This is a genomic window from Microcoleus sp. B6-A1 (assembly GCF_036705085.1).
Lineage (GTDB): Bacteria > Cyanobacteriota > Cyanobacteriia > Cyanobacteriales > Microcoleaceae > Microcoleus.
The window spans coordinates 19,256-36,384 of sequence record NZ_JAUBTU010000040.1 but is presented as its reverse complement, the minus strand read 5'-3'; the positions used below and the strand labels follow the sequence as shown (position 1 = coordinate 36,384).

General features: G+C 46.8%; 15 protein-coding genes. 4 read left to right on the top strand and 11 right to left on the bottom strand.

Annotation, left to right across the window (positions count from 1 at the left end):
- Positions 1-101: 101 nt before the first annotated feature.
- Positions 102-1,013, bottom strand: coding sequence for a heme A synthase (locus QUB11_RS16555; RefSeq protein ID WP_333204686.1), 912 nt, complete (start codon positions 1,011-1,013; stop codon positions 102-104).
- Between the two features lie 907 nt (positions 1,014-1,920).
- Here QUB11_RS16555 and QUB11_RS16550 point away from each other — a divergent pair.
- Together QUB11_RS16550 and QUB11_RS16545 are read left to right on the top strand one after the other, a co-directional pair.
- Positions 1,921-3,348: an ABC transporter substrate-binding protein gene (locus QUB11_RS16550; protein ID WP_333204684.1), complete on the top strand. Its 1,428-nt coding sequence runs from the start codon at positions 1,921-1,923 to the stop codon at positions 3,346-3,348.
- Between the two features lie 66 nt (positions 3,349-3,414).
- Complete coding sequence (locus QUB11_RS16545; RefSeq protein WP_333204682.1) at positions 3,415-3,684, top strand: hypothetical protein; 270 nt, start codon at positions 3,415-3,417, stop codon at positions 3,682-3,684.
- Here the strand turns inward: QUB11_RS16545 and QUB11_RS16540 are convergent.
- The 9 genes from QUB11_RS16540 to hflX all read right to left on the bottom strand — a co-directional run bounded on the left by QUB11_RS16540 (position 3,681) and on the right by hflX (position 15,066).
- Positions 3,681-6,182 carry a glycosyltransferase family 2 protein gene (locus tag QUB11_RS16540; RefSeq protein WP_333204681.1) on the bottom strand — a complete coding sequence of 834 codons (2,502 nt, stop codon included), beginning with the start codon at positions 6,180-6,182 and terminating at the stop codon, positions 3,681-3,683. The two genes, QUB11_RS16545 and QUB11_RS16540, sit on opposite strands and share 4 nt — an antisense overlap.
- Positions 6,183-6,462: 280 nt before the next feature.
- Complete coding sequence (locus tag QUB11_RS16535) at positions 6,463-6,735, bottom strand: hypothetical protein (RefSeq protein WP_333204679.1); 273 nt, start codon at positions 6,733-6,735, stop codon at positions 6,463-6,465.
- Positions 6,736-6,902: 167 nt separating this feature from the next.
- Positions 6,903-7,484: a hypothetical protein gene (locus QUB11_RS16530; protein WP_333056703.1), complete on the bottom strand. Its 582-nt coding sequence runs from the start codon at positions 7,482-7,484 to the stop codon at positions 6,903-6,905.
- Between the two features lie 166 nt (positions 7,485-7,650).
- The gene (locus tag QUB11_RS16525) at positions 7,651-9,465 is read right to left on the bottom strand and encodes a CHAT domain-containing protein (RefSeq protein ID WP_333204677.1); all 1,815 of its coding nucleotides are present in this window, start codon (positions 9,463-9,465) and stop codon (positions 7,651-7,653) included.
- 102 nt (positions 9,466-9,567) lie between these two features.
- Positions 9,568-10,707, bottom strand: coding sequence for a Gfo/Idh/MocA family oxidoreductase (locus tag QUB11_RS16520; RefSeq protein WP_333204675.1), 1,140 nt, complete (start codon positions 10,705-10,707; stop codon positions 9,568-9,570).
- A 173-nt stretch (positions 10,708-10,880) separates the two neighbouring features.
- Complete coding sequence (gshB, locus tag QUB11_RS16515; RefSeq protein ID WP_333204673.1) at positions 10,881-11,840, bottom strand: glutathione synthase; 960 nt, start codon at positions 11,838-11,840, stop codon at positions 10,881-10,883.
- 67 nt (positions 11,841-11,907) lie between these two features.
- Positions 11,908-12,171 (bottom strand): glutaredoxin 3, encoded by a 264-nt coding sequence (gene grxC / locus QUB11_RS16510; protein ID WP_333141250.1) that lies wholly within the window; start codon positions 12,169-12,171, stop codon positions 11,908-11,910.
- 468 nt (positions 12,172-12,639) lie between these two features.
- Positions 12,640-13,002, bottom strand: a complete 363-nt coding sequence (locus QUB11_RS16505; protein WP_333204671.1) for a PEP-CTERM sorting domain-containing protein — start codon at positions 13,000-13,002, stop codon at positions 12,640-12,642.
- A 471-nt stretch (positions 13,003-13,473) separates the two neighbouring features.
- The gene (gene hflX, locus QUB11_RS16500) at positions 13,474-15,066 is read right to left on the bottom strand and encodes a GTPase HflX (RefSeq protein ID WP_333257124.1); all 1,593 of its coding nucleotides are present in this window, start codon (positions 15,064-15,066) and stop codon (positions 13,474-13,476) included.
- A 578-nt stretch (positions 15,067-15,644) separates the two neighbouring features.
- On the opposite strand from hflX, the gene QUB11_RS16495 reads away from it, so the two are divergent.
- Both QUB11_RS16495 and QUB11_RS16490 read left to right on the top strand, forming a co-directional pair.
- Positions 15,645-15,857: a chlorophyll a/b-binding protein gene (locus QUB11_RS16495; RefSeq protein WP_333041855.1), complete on the top strand. Its 213-nt coding sequence runs from the start codon at positions 15,645-15,647 to the stop codon at positions 15,855-15,857.
- Between the two features lie 298 nt (positions 15,858-16,155).
- Positions 16,156-16,434 (top strand): Photosystem I reaction center subunit PsaK, encoded by a 279-nt coding sequence (locus QUB11_RS16490; RefSeq protein ID WP_333204669.1) that lies wholly within the window; start codon positions 16,156-16,158, stop codon positions 16,432-16,434.
- Between the two features lie 151 nt (positions 16,435-16,585).
- Here QUB11_RS16490 and QUB11_RS16485 read toward each other — a convergent pair whose 3' ends face one another.
- The gene (locus tag QUB11_RS16485) at positions 16,586-17,125 is read right to left on the bottom strand and encodes a DUF1349 domain-containing protein (RefSeq protein WP_333204668.1); all 540 of its coding nucleotides are present in this window, start codon (positions 17,123-17,125) and stop codon (positions 16,586-16,588) included.
- Positions 17,126-17,129: the final 4 nt, after the last annotated feature.

The following is a 17,129-nucleotide window of genomic DNA, read 5'->3' as shown; positions in this document are numbered from 1 at the left end:
GGTTTATGAAACTGTTGGCTTTTATCGAGAATCATGGTGAACCCGCCCCTACAAGACCTTGGATTATAATAATAACGATGCTACCGGACATAATATTACTCTCAAGCTGATAAAACTCGATCGCGCCAAGCTAAAACACTAAAAGCTATCAGGGTTCCCAGCAAAGCAGCACCGACTGCTTGGTGGGCGACTGTCAGCGGTTCTACCTGAAGGTGCAGCCGGAAAGTTGCTAATCCCAGAACTAATTGAGCAAGGAGGCAAACACTCGCCCAGTTAGCCAGTTTTCGCAAGTTTGGACTCAGTGCAGGCTGCCGCCAAGCCATGACTGCTACGGCTAAAGTCGCTGCTGTAGCTGGTACGATACCGGCGATGTGGCTGTTCATTACCGAGCACAATTCTGAGGAGTCCAAACATTGGTGCAGTGCCCATCTAGAGCCTACTAATGCTCCTAGCAAACTTTGCAGGTAAACTAACAATGCTGCGATCGAACTTACCCAAGCTAATTTGCCGACATTTCCTGTAGCTTCGTAGGGAGTCAGCATGAAACCGATGACTAGGAGGGCGCCAAAAAATAGTAAAGCTGTTCCCAAGTGAGCGGTAACGATGTCAAATCTCAGCAGTTGTGTTACTGTCAAGCCGCCCAAGACGCCTTGAAAAACGATTAAAAATAGTGCTCCGGCGCTCGCCCAAGGCAGCCATTTTGGCAGGCGGCTGCGGTAAAACAAAGATAGTCCTAAAAGTGCGATCGCGCTCAAGCCAATCGCTGCTGCGTCCAACCGGTGAAACCATTCCAGAAATACCTGCAAATTCATTTGCGCTGCAGGTATTAATTGACCGTAGCACAGCGGCCAGTCGGGGCAAGCGAGCCCCGCATTCATCACTCGCGTGGCGCTGCCTACTGCCATTAACAGCCAGGTTGCGATCGCAATTTTCCACACTAGACCGCGGATAATATCTTTTGGCTGCCACTGCACTCCTGCTGCGTTTGGCTGATTTAAAACTGAGTTTGCCATGAACTTTACCTTAGCCTTTGTTATCGATCGAACTTAATGAAATAGCGAGCTTTTACTTTTGCTGAGCTTAGCGGAGCTTAACACTCTTTTTCTGTGACAAACCGTCATATATACTACCTTAGCGACATCGCAATCCAATTAGTTTGTCTTTAGATATTTTTCAACTTTCCTCTTTACATTACAAAGTATTGCAGCTATTTTTATAAATTTCAACAAACTTTAATTATTTTACCCAACCCTTTGCTGTTACAGCCTCCCTCCCACTCCCACTCGCGGAGAAAAATAAAGATATAATTAAGAAAAGCTTTTTTTGAAAGGTTTATGATATATACCCAACTTTAACGTAAAAATTTGTAACTAAATACAGGACTGAAGAGTTAGCCCCCTAGGTGTTTTTCAAGGTAGTTCTCAGGTTTACTCACCTCAGATTGTATAATTCTGTTCCAACACTCAGCGTTTTATCTAATCCACCAGTTATCATTTCTTGCCTGCTTAACTAAATTTGGAATGGAGGAAGTGGCGCTCTTGCAGGGTAGGGTTCACTAATCTTTGAAGCCGTAACTTATAAAAATTCCTGCACTTTTCTGATGGAACCACCTTGAAAGCATTCAGACTAAACAGTGCGATCGCTATTTTGACTATGCCAATGTTACTGAATTATATCATGTCCGGGCGATCGCATATAATAAGGGAGTAGTGACTACTGGATTTTAGGCTTGCAGGGTGCCTCAGCTCCGAGAGCATCAATTGATAGATACAATCACTCTATCTGACGCACCCTACATCAATTCGGGATCGCCAAGTTAAAATCACTTGTTCTCCTCGATCAATGTTTTTTACTTGCTCCTAATAACTAATGACAATGAGTAATGACTTCGTTATTTCAAAAATCTAAAAATGTAAAATTATGTCACAAAAAAATGAAACTGCTGTTCTCATCTTATCCCTCCTAATTACGATCGGGCTAGCCGGTGCAGGTATTTGGTGGCTGACAAGCCGAGGCGGCATCAATCTCGGAGGTTCATCACCCCCAAATCAGACAATTCCCAAGCCTCCGACGGGGAATTCCCCGCAATCAGAGCTGGCCATTGAGCAGCGTCTGAGTGCTGGCCAAAAACTGTTACTTCCAGAGCAAGCCACAACAACCAAACAAGCAGCAGTACAGGCGATCGCATCTGGCAACTACAGCGCAGCTATTGCCAACATGGAAACTTCCCTGCAAGCTAATCGCAACGATCCAGAAGCCTTAATTTACCTCAACAACGCCCGTATTGGCAACCAAAAATCCTACACAATTGCCGCCGCAGTTCCCATTGGTGGCGATATCAATGCTGCTCTAGAAATTATGCGGGGGGTAGCTCAAGCTCAAAATGAAATCAACCAAAGCGGCGGCATTAGCGGTACTCCCTTAAAAGTGCTAATTGCTAACGATGACAACAACCCAGCAATTGCTGCCCAAATTGCCACTGCTTTAGCAAATAACTCGGAAATTTTAGGAGTAATCGGGCATTTTGGTTCAGATACAACCTTAGCAGCCAGCAAGATTTACCAGCAAAAACAATTAGTAGCAATTTCTCCGACAAGTACGTCGGTGCAGCTTTCAGGAGTGGGTAACAATATATTTCGCACAGTGCCGAGCGATAGGTTTGCGGCTAATGCTCTTTCCCGCTATATGCTGGGAAAATTGCAAAAGCAAAAAGCTGCTGTATTTTTCAATTCTGCTAGCAATTATAGCAAATCTTTAAAAAGTGAATTCACTACTGCTATTTACGGAGATGGAGGACAAATAGTAGGCGAATTTGACTTTGCTAAGGGCAATTTTAATGCTGCCGAGAGCGTTAAAATTGCGATCGCCCAAGGAGCAGAAGTTATTATGTTAGCATCCAATTCAGCCACGATCGACCAAGCTTTGCAAGTAGTGCAAGTAAACGCCAAACGGCTGCCATTACTAGCGGGAGACGGTGCTTATACTGCTAAAACACTGCAAATCGGTGGCGCAGGAGCAACAGATATGGTGCTGGCTGTTCCTTGGCACATTCTCGCAGATCCGCAGTCAAACTTTCCCCAAACATCCAAACAACTTTGGAATGCTGAAGTAAGTTGGCGCACAGCTTTAGCCTACGATGCGGCGATCGCGTTAATTGTTGGTTTAGGGCGCAATCCGACTCGTACAGGCATTCAACAAGCTTTATCGGCGTCAGATTTTTCGGCAAAAGGAGCATCGGGCCCGATTCGGTTTTTACCTTCGGGCGATCGTAATCGCGCAGTTCAATTAGTAACTGTTAAACCCGGAAATCGCACCAGTTACGGTTACGAGTTTGTGCCGATTAATTAAAAAACAAGTTCTGGTCATTTGTCTATGTATAGCAGAAGGAAGAAGGAAGAAGCAATAAAATCAATCGTGTCAGCCATTAAGGATCGCGAATTAAATAATTTACACAAGTTTGTGAGTTGGGCGTCCCGCCCGCCCTTTCTGGACGGGCGGGACGCCCATCCCACAAGAACCATCAAAATTCTAAGTTATTTAATTCTCATTCCTAACAACGTCCTAACCGTCTTGGCGGTTGCTATAAAATGTACCATTGTTCTTTGGCGGGGGCAGCTTGATGGGATTGTTTGTTGGCGCGATAAAGGTTTGGTGCAAGCCGCGCGGGATGGAAACTCGATCTAAAGTTGCGAAACTGCGATCGGTCTAACTGCCCTATTCCTCTCAAAAACAGCCCTCGGTTTCAAAGCAATTCTCAACAACAGCCACAGCGAGCGCCATTCTCCGGGAGTTTCCTGTCGCTGCCACTGGCCCGGGCGACAGTACAGCATTTCGATCAAACAGCGGTGCTGGCTAATGTTCAGGCGATCGAACGCAATTCGCACAGTGGGAAATTCCACAAAACTGCACTCTTTTCCATCCCGAAAACTCGACTCCAACAGAGATTTATCGCTCACCAACTCAATCTTAGCCACAGGAATAAAACAGTTCTCTTCCATAATTTCCAAAGTCGCCGAATCGCAATCAATCAAACCTTTGGCCAAACGACGCTCAGTGCCCAACTCAACAACAGACGCCCCTACAGATATACTTGCTTTGACTGTCGCACTGCGAGGGAGCGCTTTTATTTTACCCTGGGATAAAGTTGTCGGAACGGCATATTTTGGCAAAATCTCTGCTGCTGTAAAACTCTCTTTACTGCCTTTATTTTTCACCGCAAAACTTGGCCACTGTGTCAAAGCAACTTCCGCGCCACTTTCCGAAATTACAGTTGTTATACCCCAAAAACTTTTACCGCCAATATTCAGTTGTACAACCCTGCGTAAATTGAACCATTCGTAAATGTCCGGCTTAGGAATATCCACCAAAATCAGCAAGGCAATCCCCAGCATCAGCAGGTTGTACGCGCTCCAAATCCATCCCAAACCCATGCCTTTTGACAAATCTGCACTTTCTGATATTGACTGTACGGTGCCAAAATTTTTAACTAAATTAATGTTTAAATTGTGCCACAAACTGACTGCTGTAGCTGCGAACAAGACAATCAAAGGCCATCCCAAATTCCAGTTAAAACGAAAGCGATCGCTCGCCATTCCTTTTGGCGTCACCTGAAACCCTTTCCCAAACGGATTCAGCATGGAACTCACCACCGTCACCGCTAAAGGAATACACTGGACGAACGAATAAATATCCGAAAGCAAAGCCGATCCCGATCGGCGGTTCAGCCAAGAAAACACAGTCAGTTGCACCAAATAGTAAGGCAGGAAAAAGTACAGCAATTCCCGCGCACTTGCCCGCAAAGGAATTATTCCAAAAAATGAATAAGCTAAAGGTATCAACAGATATAAAACCTTGGTTAAACTGGTAAACCAGTGCAACAATCCTTCCAAATGAGACAGCCTTTGTACGAATCTGAGACCGCGAATTGTTAAAGGATTGGAATCAATAAAAAATGCCTGAAGCGTGCCTCGCGCCCAGCGTAGCCGTTGATTTAGATGAGCCTCTATACTTTCAGCCGCCAAACCAGCACTCAATTTTTCATCTAAATAAACTAAGCGATATCCGGTTGCTGACAGCCGAATTCCGGTAAAATAATCTTCGCAGATTGAATCTGTGACCAAGCCTCCGGCTGCTTCTAAAGCACTTCGCCTCACTACAAAAGATGTACCGCAACAAACCACGCTGTCGGCGCTGTCTTTGATGATTTCAATTTGCCGATAAAAGATTTCTTCTTCCGGCGCGAGCACATTTTCTAAACCTAAATTCCGGGAGATGGGGTCGTGGTTGTAAAAGCTTTGCGGTGTTTGAACGAGGGCGATTTCTGGATTTTGAAAAAATCCAACTGTGCGAGTTAAAAAGTTTTTAGTGGGAATAAAATCTGCATCGAAAACTACAATTAGTTCTCCATTTGTTAGGGCTGTGGCATGATTGATGTTTCCAGCTTTGGCGTGAATATTATCGGGTCTGGTTATATACTCGCATCCCAGTTCTTTTGCTAGCAACTTGATTTCATGCCGCTTGGTATCGTCGAGCAAATATACTTTTTTGTTGGGATAATCTAAGGCTTGACAGCCGATTACACTGCGCCGTAAAATGAAAGCCGGTTCGTTGTAAGTTGGGATAAAAATATCTACGGGCGGGGTGAAGTTTCCAGCTTCCACTGCAACTGCCATGCGATCGGCTTCTCGACGCCGGTCTTTCATTCTCAGCATTAAATACAATTGAATACTGGTGTTGAATACCAGTAGCATTTCTAGGAAAAACAGCCCCAAACTAAAGATACCGTTGAGGGGATCGGTTAAATTTAGAGTAGCGAGCGATCGCCATAAAACGTAGCGAATGGTTAAAGCCAGAACTATTGCAACTACTACAGCGCGCGACCATTTCTGCGGTTGAGGCGAAATTTTAATTGCAGCTAAAGCGGCCGAAACCAGCACAAAAGTCGGCACTAACAAATACATCTTGCTCGTAGCAGGCACTTGCAGCCACACAGGCGGGTTTTGCTGCCAAGTGTTGATTGTGGCAAAAATACCGCTGACTGTACCTTCACTGCCAAACCAGGCTGCGGCGATCGCACCTGCGAAAGCAACCACCCCCAACACGACTAGCGTTGCCATCGGCACCCGCGAAATCCGCCCAAAGCGGCGTTTCAAGTCTTGAAAATCAAATCTTGAAGTTGTCATAAAATAATTTTAAAGTCCCGATCGTGCATGCAACAGTAAGGGTTTCCTGCTGTCCACTTTTTAATTCAGTTGAAAATTCCGACACACCCCCATTAGTATATTTACATTTTTTAACATTCTGACCATTGTATGATAATTCATCTTGCTTGCTGTTGCCAAACTGCTTAGCGAGTCCAAACCTGGCAAAATATAGCAGAAGCAAGAAGAAATAAGGCTTTAGTTACCGAGGAGAGAAGTCAATCGATTTTAGATTTTAGATTTTAGATTTTAGATTTTAGCATTAACCCCACGGATCAATTCGGGGGGCAAGTTTCATCGGATACAGGTTTTTTATTTCTGGACGGATGAATCCGGGGGCTTTTATCCTGGATGCGAGGGGGTCAAAAGCAATCTTCGGCAAGGATTTCAGCAATGTCAGCAACAGGCTTTCGGGCCTGTTCCACCATAAAAAATATTTCTTGTGGGCCGTTTCTGCGACGCCGCCCATAAAAAGCTGATTGAAAATGCTGCCACATCCCAGTCCTAACCGTCGGGCGCGCTTGCTATAGTTCAAAAAAAATTATCTTGTCTAAAAATCCAATAGGATTGCTATATCAAACTATAGCAATCCCTAGGATTTAACAATTAGACGAATTTGACATCTAACTAAAGGTAGATTAATTTTATATTAATTTAAAAAAATTACCGCCATAGCTGCCCAAAAACCCAGCCATCAAAAAACTAATCAGCAATTTCTAATTGCGAGATTGCATAGCGGGCGACAGCCAAACTAACTCTGGCTTGTTCTATTTCCGACAAGTGAGCCCAAGGTCTTGTAGTAGCCATGACTAATTCCCCCCCTTCCGAATCAACATCTCGCATGGCATAAGCCAAAGGACGTGCCAACACCTGCAAATCTTCCTCAGCCCACTGAGGCAAAATATCTAAGACGCACTCTACCATTTGGTCAGCTAAAGATTGACACTTAACAGTGGCGTTTTGCACGCTTTGAGCGATGCTGGCCAAAAAATCTTGAGGAACGCGAGCAAATTTCTCGCGCAAAGACTTTTGCAGAGCAGTCGTCAGCCAAACTTGTTCTAATTGCGAAAATAAAACTTGCGACTTCAGGGCAATATCGCTGTCGCTGAATGAATCAGATAGCGCAAATTCCTGCTCTAGGGCAGTTAAATAAGATTCCGATTCAAGCTGTGCAGGATTCCAGGGGTAAGCAACATCAGTCTGAACAATTGTGGCGAGAAGTTCCATCTGGGCCTGAGTTTGAGAATCTCGAAAATATTCAGAATCAGTAGATTGGGTAGCCATGATGTAATACCTAAGTGGGAAAAGGAAAAGACAGAGGGGGGACTGTGCCAAGAGCTAGTGCCGAGCTATCAGTGGTGAGTAACTCTCTTAAATTCAGACTGGAGACTTAACGCCTAGAACTTTGCTGTGCTACTCGCCGCTTGTCTTCATTAGCTACACCCGCACCTTAATTCGTTCCGCAATCAGTCTCACTGTAGCCCGAAGTTTTAGGAACCTCAATAGTGAACTCAAAAATCTGACCTTGAGAACTGCCAAATTTTAGCTGAGTCCCGCTGCGTAGCAGCAATTCTTGGTGGTGAACTCTCTGCCATCCCTCAGATCCCAAAACTAGAGTCCCGTAGCGAGAAAAATCGCGCAAGAAGTAGCTAGGTTCTTCCCGGCTATCTCCGATCGTGTTGCGACAGAAAATCTCGGCGTGTTTTTGAGAAACCCACTGTTCTCGAATCACTACGTCGTTTTCTTCCCAGCGTCCGACTCGAACCATACCCGCGCGAATGGGCCAAACCTGATTGCTCGAGTCGGTGGATTTGCCATTGGGTCGATCGCGCCCCCGCAAATAAGCACAAGACGGCAACCGTCCCAGCCAAGTAGAAGAATTTAAAGGCAACTCAGTTTTCAGGTCATCTACCGGCTCAGTTAGCTGACCGTCAAACTCAGGGTGCATATACAGCACAGGCAGGGTCCAAGCCGGTTGATTGAACTTGTAGAGCGTCAGTAACTGCTGTCTGGCGACGGCGACGGCGCGATCGATCGACATCCGTCCGGCCAAAGCTTGGGCAAAACTTTGGATAAAACTCAGGGCCTCGCGATCGGCGATCGAGTCCCGCATCCCCAACACCGCAGGCACCCCGTGATGGATCAGTACCTCAGCCAAACTGCTGCGGGCGATCGCCTGTTGCTGGCCGTTAGTTGAGTGCAGCCTCTCCACCGCCGGCTGAGCTCCCCAGCAGGCATTAAACACCGCCAGAGTCACGCGACACCGAACTAATACCTGAGCTAGTTCAGTGCCATTAATCGCCGTTTCCGGCCCCAAAAACAGCAAACCGCCATCGGGGCCCGGTATCCCGTGGCCGGCGTAAAACAGAATGTTGTAAGCTTGCGTTTCCAGCCGAGAAATGAGTTCCGCCGGAGTAGGTTCGATCAGAGTATCGACGCGAGTCGGAACGCTGATGTCAAAATATTTGCCACTGTCGTCGGTTTGAAAAGCACTTTCCAGAATGCCAGCTAGGGCGAGTGCTTCTTCTCCCAACTGCAAATGACCGTTATTATTGTTGGAAAATTGAGAATTAGCACCGCCGCCTGGTTCTGCTTGTCCCAAAACTAGCAAAATGTTGAGCGACTCCGCAGGATGCAGGGGTGGCAAAGGTTCAACATTGCTGGTAGTGCGGCTAAAAAGCAATTGCTGCGACAGAGAAATTGCTGGTTGACCAGCTTGAGGCTGCATAATTTCCCAAGGTAAAGCAATTAAATACGGTTCGCGCAAGTCTACGCGCACTCGCAGGGGTAGATTTTGCCCGATCGCGATACCTTTACTTTCCTGCAGACTACCCTGAATCGGCCCTTCAAACAGCCACTGCCAAAGATTAATCCCCAAATGCTGCATCAGGCGGCTGCTGTAGCTTGCCGGTGGCCGAGGCGGATGCTGATCCCCTTTGTCGCCCCACCCCCGTTGACCGAGGTGGAGCGGCACAGAGGGCGTCGGTATTCGTTGTTCAGTTTCTGCCAGTATATTCTGGTTGTTTTCTGGCGAGACCAAACTGCCATCAGGATTTAGGGGCAATTCGTGAATTGTCCCGGAGGGCGAAAACATTTCCTGCCAAGCTTTCCAAGATTGGGATAGGGTATCGGGCCACATACAATCGTGGTGAACGTACCCGCTGGGATAGGGAGCTTGTAGAACCCAAGTGGCAAAATGGTTTGCCCCAGCGGTTCTCAGGCGAGCGATCGCTATACTGAGGCAAGGACTTTCAGGGCGCGCCATTCACAACTACCGACTCTGGATATAGGGTTAAATTGAGTTTCTCTATTTGTAGTTTATCGGGTTTGGGGTGCGATCGAGTGCGAGAGATTGCTTTGGGAGTTTTTACTTAGTGCCCAAAAATTTATCAATACTCGGTAAATCTACCCAAGTCCCCGTAGCATTCGACTCCTGGGTCAAATCCATCAACAACTGCGAGTAAACCCCTTCTCTGAGGGACGGTATCAAGGATTTACGGGCATCTATTGCTTCAACCCACCTATCTACTACTCGAATAAAGGGTGCAATTCTCCCGTCTGGATAAACTTGAGGAAACTCCAATCTTTGAGGAATTTTGATTTCAGCTAAAGGTTCTCCACCTTGGGAACCCCACAAGCGAAATCCGTGGACGTAATCTTGCTGGTTGTCGCTTCCCAACACCAACGTACCCTTACTCCCGTATATTTCCACCCAGTGTCCCCGCCCTTGATAAGTAACAGAACTCAAACAAACTTGGCAAGGCGTTCCCCCAGCTAATTCCAACATCAACGTGCAAGAATCATCTGCATCAACTAATTTTAATTTTCCCGAATCATTCGGATCTGGCCGCCGCGAAATTCCTGTAATCAATTGCCCAGAAAGCCTCTGGGGCGCGCCGAACAGCCAGCTAATATAATCAAAAACGTGAGAACCTGTCGCGCCCAAAACGCCGCCGCCTCGCTCTTTTTGCGCGTACCAATTCCAGGGGCGACTCGCATCAGCGCGGCTCGAAACCAGCCAATCAATCTTAATTAAACGCTTTTCTCCCACATATTCTGCTGCCAATAATTCTGCTAGCATTTGCCATGCGGGGATGAAGCGAAACTCAAAGTCCATTGTGGCAATTGCTCTCGAACCACCATTTTTAAAATCGGTTTGAGATTCGTTGTTTGCCAATCGGTAAAGTTCCCTGGCTTCATTGGCTGTCAGGGCTGTGGGTTTTTCTAATAATAAATGCTTGCCTGCTTCCAAGACGGTTTTTGCCATTTCATAATGCAAAAAGGGCGGTGTGGAAATGCTGACTCCCGCTACTTCTGGGATGGCTACTATATCGGTGATCGAGTCGCAAGCGTAGGGGATATTGTGCGTAGAGGCGAGATCCTTTGCTTTGTCTAAATTCCGGTGGTAAACAGCTACAACCTCTGTCCGGTGATGGGCCTGGAATCCGGGAATGTGTACTTTTTGACCGAAACCTGTACCGACTACTGCAACGCCAATTTTTGACATAATTTAATAATTGTTAACTGTTGACTGTTGACTGTTGACTGTTCGCTGTTGGCTGTTGATAGTTGGCTGTTGGTAGTTGTTAGTTGTTAGTTGTTAGTTGTTAGCTGCGACCAATAACTAATAACTAATAACTAATAACTCATAACTAATGACTAATGACTAATGACTACTGACTAATGACTAACTACCCATTCAATCACTTGTTTGCCCAAATTAACGCCGTCAAACAAGTCAATTTCTCTGATCCCTGTAGGGCTGGTGACATTAACTTCTGTGAGATAGCCGCCAATAATATCAATGCCGACAAAGTACAGTCCGTCCCGTTTCAGCACGGGTTCTAACTGAGAGCAAATTTGCAGTTCGCGATCGGTAATTTCTGTTTTTGCGACTCGGCCGCCGACGGCCATGTTGCCGCGAAATTCATTTCCGGTGGGAATGCGGTTGATAGCACCGATCGGCTTGCCGTTTAACAATATAATCCGCTTGTCTCCCTCTTTGGCTTCCGGCAGATAAGTCTGAACCATCACGGGAATTTGCCCTTGTTGAGTGCTAATTTCGACCAGGGAGTTAAGATTGCGATCGTCCGCTTCCAAAAACAAAATCCCCTCGCCAGCTTTGCCACCCAAGGGTTTAAGAACTGCTGCTCCTTTTTTCTCGACAAAGTGCCGAATTACCTGCTTGTTTTGAGAAACAATTGTCTCAGGAATCGCTCCCTCAAATTGCAAAGCATACATCTTTTCATTCGCCGCCCGCAATCCTTTGGGACTGTTAACTACCAAAGTTTTAGCCGGATCGATGCCATCTAGAAGGTAAGTAGCGTAGAGGTAAGGAATGTTGACTGGGGGGTCGGTCCGCATAAATACTGCGTCCATTGCTTCCAGAGGCTGCAAAGTAGGCTGTTCTACCTGGTACCAAGCCTCAGCCGCCTCCCAGCGTCCCTCTACCACTTTTACTGGGGTGAGGGCTACCCGACTCAGCATTGCCCAAGTTTTGCCGCCGATGACGCTTAGTTCGTTGGCTTGAGTTGCCCACACTTCGTGACCCAACTCTTGAGCGGCTTCCATCAGCGCTACGCTGGTATCGTGTCCTGGAATTAGTCGCGCGAGGGGATCGATGATGAATGCAAATTTCATTGTCAATTAAAATTAAGAATGGGTCGCAGGAAAATTTGGGCTAACGGAAAATTCGACAGGGAATGCCTCATTTTGCTGCTAGCAGCGGATCGAGCAGGCCTTGAGTATCGAGTCTGTGGATGTCGTCGCAGCCGCCTATGTGTTGGTCATTAATGAATATCTGGGGCAGGGTGCGTCCTCCGTTGGCTCGATCGCTCATTTGAGCCCGTGCTGCTTCATCTCCGTCGATCGCGTACTCTGTAAAATCAACCCCTTTTCGTTTCAGCAGTGCTTTGGCACGAATGCAAAACGGGCAGGTTCTCCAAGTGTAAATTTCTACTTTAGGGGTCATGGGACGCTCAAGCAATAACAATATTTTTTAATTGTAATCTTAACCATAGTGCGGACTGTTTTTAGTTCCTAGGCTGAAACCCTGGATTTTTCGTTGCTAGCGAACTTGCCTAGGAGCCTTGAAACCCTTATTCTACGGTAGGCTCTCAAAAACTGTCCGAAGGATTGATCTTAACCAATCTTATTTTTATTTTTATTTTTATATTTTAATTTTTATTATATATAGCAACCTGCTCTTTTGCACCGGAAGTTATTCATTGCTGAAACCCTTGCCGGGAAGTGCATTTGTCTTCTTCCTTCTTTTTATCCTGACTGAAGTCGCTATAGCTTTCTTCCTTCAACATCCGGCTCTATTTGCAGCGCACAAGCTAGGTGTCAAGTTATTTTTTATATAAATTTAAGTAAACAAATACTCACGCTTAAAAAAACGGAGACATTTTGAAGGCAAACAGGTTGGTCATCAGCCTGCCTAGCGCTGCGGACCAACCTGCTTGTTTCTCTTTCTGCACGAACAGATCATTCCTGCACCTGTCAGTAGGACTGCGATCGCAGTACCCGGTTCAGGAATAGCAGTTGATGATGCGTTTCTCAAAGGTGTGCTGTATATTTGGGACAAACTCCCCGGACTCGCCAATGGTGGGTCTGGTTGCGTTGGTGTTGGTTCCGGGCTGGGGGGTGTTGATTCCGGGTCGGGGAGACAGGCACTAGAGTAATTAAAAGGCCCACACACATCTACTTTTGCTGAAGCCGGAGGGGCGGCAGCTAGATAGTAAAACGCTGTTGCCATTGTGGCAGAGAGTCCAATTGCTAGTTTTGCCAGTGGCGTACACATAACTATTTAGTTAAACAGTGGTAAAATCGAAAAATAGAAATAGTCCTAGAGATTAGCGCTGTACGACGGGCAAGGATTTTAGAGTTCTTACAATCAATAAATGGATGTATTCTCTGGCCGACGTCTGTAAAAGATAGTATAGCGCTTGAGGTGAGTGCCCAAACACTTTCATAATAATATTATTCTCTTTCACTTTTACGTCGCGTACCGTGGTTGGGCCAGAGTGAAGCAACATCTTTTTGCAACCTCTGAACCAACAGCCCTTACAGCCATTAACAAAGAGTGTTTTGACCTTGACCGCGGCCTCCGGAAATTATTTATTTAACCGATCGCAAAATAGAGCTGCTGTATTGTACTTTGCCATGCACAATCTGACTACTCTTTTATAATCTCATAGTTCGACTAGATCTGTCCTCAGTATATGTACGTATATTCCCCCATGTCAACTATTCAAAAGGAATATTTAAGTGTTTACCGAGGGTAGAGGGCGTATTGAACGAGCTGAGCTAGTCTGTCGCGGAGAGTTTCCATCCCCAAACCTTTGGCCGCTGAAATAAATACGGCTTGAGGAAACTCTTCTCGGGCGAGGGCGAGAGTCTCTCCATCCACGGCATCAATTTTGTTAAAAACTACAAGGGCTGGGCCGGGAGTTACGGGCATATCGGTCAAAATATTCATCACCGATCGAATTTGGCTCTGCCACGCGGGATGGGAGAGATCGACGAGATGCAGCAAAGCATCAGCGTCAGTGACTTCTTCGAGGGTAGCCCGGAAAGCGTCGATCAAAGCGGGAGGCAGTTCACGAATAAAGCCCACTGTATCTGTCAGGACGATCGACAGGGGTTCCCCGGTGACGCCGGAAATGGTCAACCGTCGAGTTGTGGGGTCGAGGGTGGCAAATAACTGGTCGGCGGCATAGACTTCGGAATTTGTGAGCAGGTTGAGCAGAGTCGATTTACCCGCGTTGGTGTAGCCGACGATCGCCACTGAGGGTACGTCGTGATGATGCCGATTCTGCCGCAGCCGGAAGCGGTGCGCCAGCAGTTGATTTACTTCTTGCTGCAATCGAGAAATGCGTTTGGCGATCGTCCGGCGTTCGGTTTCTAGTTTGGTTTCCCCAGGGCCTCTGGTACCGATACCGCCACCCTGTCTCGACATTGCCTGACCGCGACCTCTGAGCCGGGGCAGGGCGTACTCTAGCTGAGCGAGTTCGACTTGCAATTTACCCTCGCTCGATCGAGCTCTTTGGGCAAAGATGTCGAGAATTACCTCTGTTCGATCGACAACGCGAAGACCTATCTGAGTTTCCAAGTTCCGTATTTGTGCGGGGGACAGGTCGCGATCGAATACAACGAGGTTAGCGCTAATCGTCTGAGCGGTGAGGGAAATTTCCTGAACTTTGCCTTCGCCGACGACTGTTTGCGGATGGGGGCGCGATCGTTTTTGGCGCACTGTTTGCAGTACCTGACCGCCGGCGCTTTCAACCAGCCGCGTGATTTCTGCCAGGCCGTCCTCAAACTCCAACTGAGTCATGTGCTGAGTCATGACACCTACTAACAGCACTTTATCTTGGTCTGCATCGACCTGCTTAGCGACAAACTCTGCTTGAAACTCTGCTTCGAGTCCTTCCACCAAATCCAGAAAGTCTTGGTCGGCGAGTTCGTCCAAATTCAGCGGTTCTGATATTTTCCAGGGAAAGTGTGGATTTTGAATTAGTGACTTGGGAATTGAAGGCTCTTCTATTTCATCAGTTGAATCTGGTTCTAACTGAGCGCTCAAAACAGAGAACTCAAAATTTGGCTGGTCTCCCTGGGGTATCAGGTGAGCGAGATAAGCTTCTTGGATGTAACCAGTCCCACCACCGCCGCGGCGCTGAAATCCTCCCCCCGTCAGTGTCAGCCAAACCAGGGCGTCCAGGCGCTGAATAGCCATTGCGGTGAGAGCTGCTTCGCTTGGGGTTTCTGGCTTGAGGTGGGTGGCGATACAGCGAATGCCGCTGAGGCGACCTCCCCCATACCGGGGTAATTCTAGGGGCGCAATCTGCGTTTGCCTGGGTGAACCCACCCCGACGCGAATTACTTGTCCGCGGCGGTTGATGTAGGTGCAGATTGGTTTGTCTATTTCCGTGCTGATGGCCGCGACGCGCTGGGCGAATTCCGCAGTGGTGATGCGATCGCCCGGTAGTCGCTGGTGGTAAAGCTTTTCGAGTTGCTTGAGCTGGCTGGACTTTAAACCCTGAAGATTGCCGTAGATGGTTTCGATAACTGTTTCTCCCGATCGATCTGTTTATCTCCTATTTTAGTTAACTCAAGGGCGATCGTGTTCGGGTTTTAAGTTGAAATTTACTAAATTTTCTTGCGTCTAGGAGCTGGCGGCTTCAGTATTGTCGAGTCACCAGCGCCGTTGTTTGTCGCTACGGGGCGATCGGGCTTTTCACAGCAGCAATCTCAACTTGCAGTTGTATTTAGTATCTACAGATACAGGCGATCGCTGAAAAATATCGCGAAACAAAAGTTAACACTTTTTTTTCCGTTTCAAAATCCTCCTTTAGACTTGTGTGTATCTTGAGCCTAGAGACAGATAGCAAAGCAGAAATTAGGCCGCTACCATGAGAAGCGAACATTGTTAAGGAATGTAAAAACATGGAAACTCGTCCTACTAACCTGCCTCCTACAGCTAATGCTTACAACGGCAAAGATCGGAATGCCTTTTTGTTTGGCTTCAACCCGCAAGCAGAACTTTGGAACGGTCGCTTAGCGATGATCGGTTTCTTAGCTTATTTGCTCTGGGATGCTGCTGGATATAGCGTTCTGCGCGACATTCTCCACTTTCTGCCTACCTACATTGCTCAGTAATGACGAGCAGTCTATCCTGTCTGGCAGCGTGAGGAAATGCCGCCACTGCCCGACAGGCTAAAAGTTACAAATGGCAGCGAGTATGGTTTTGTCCCTTTGTATCTTTCGTTACTTTTGAATGGCATTAAAAGACTTCTTGCTGTGATTAGATAATTACGGGTGGGGGCGCTGTCGCTGGCGCGGTTAATATTAATAGCAACAGATATTTATTACGTAAAGGCGATCGCCCCTGCTGTATTTTTGGCAAGAAATCTCATCGAGCATTTCTGATAATTTATGAAAAATAGGAGCATCAACGATGATTAACTCAAATTTACTGGCAGTAGTAGCATCGACTGTGACTGACACAGCATCAGGAAATTGGCAAAAGCCTCTAGTGATGTTTGTTTGCAATATCTTAGCATTGCTAGTTCTCAGCCGCCGAATTTGGTATCCCCACGTCGGGCCAAAAATGCCTTTGCCCTTCCCGTCTTTGTTCAACAATGTTAGCGTACCAGCATTTCTGGCTTGCATGAGCGCAGGTCATTTGCTGGGAGTATTCACGATTTTGTCGCTGAGTATCGACAAGGCTATCTAGTAGCAATTGCTCCTCTTTTGTGGCGATTTCTTGCTGCAATTTGTTTGTTAAAAAGCAGAGAAAAAATGGCAGGGGTAAGTGAAAAGCACTCACCCCTAATTTTAATTTTATATATGGAGTGGCGCCGAAATCGGTTTTTTTACCATCCACATTAGCTCAGCTTACTATGCTTAAAGCCTTCAAATTCGACTGCAAAGCCTTCACCTTGGGGAGCCGCACACATTAACCCAACTTGAACGATTGGTGACTCAGTTAAATAGGCCAGTCGCATCATTGAATAGTCTGACCCATTCAACGAGTATAGCACTTCCACCGTTTCAGCTCGGCGCTTTACCCGCAGCCACAGGGAAACAGGCGGCACTTCAAGCGGCATAACAGACCAATCGGAATAGTCTCGTGTCACAACCGCACTCACGTTTTGCACTCCCTCAACAAACTCAATACCGCACTTGAGCCAGATATTTTCGCTCTCTCGAATCATCAATCCTGCTTGATCGTAGAGCGATCGATAGCAACCAGTAATTTTGACTTCGGCTGTAAAGTCGCCTGAGACTTGACGGTAGTAAAAGTTGCCGTTATCGCGAATGAATCCGTAATGAGTGTGCCGCCAAAAGTCAGTCTTTGCGTCGGCGGTAATGTGGATAACATCGTTATCCTCATGCCATTGTAAAGGTTCATTGTACCATTGCATTGTT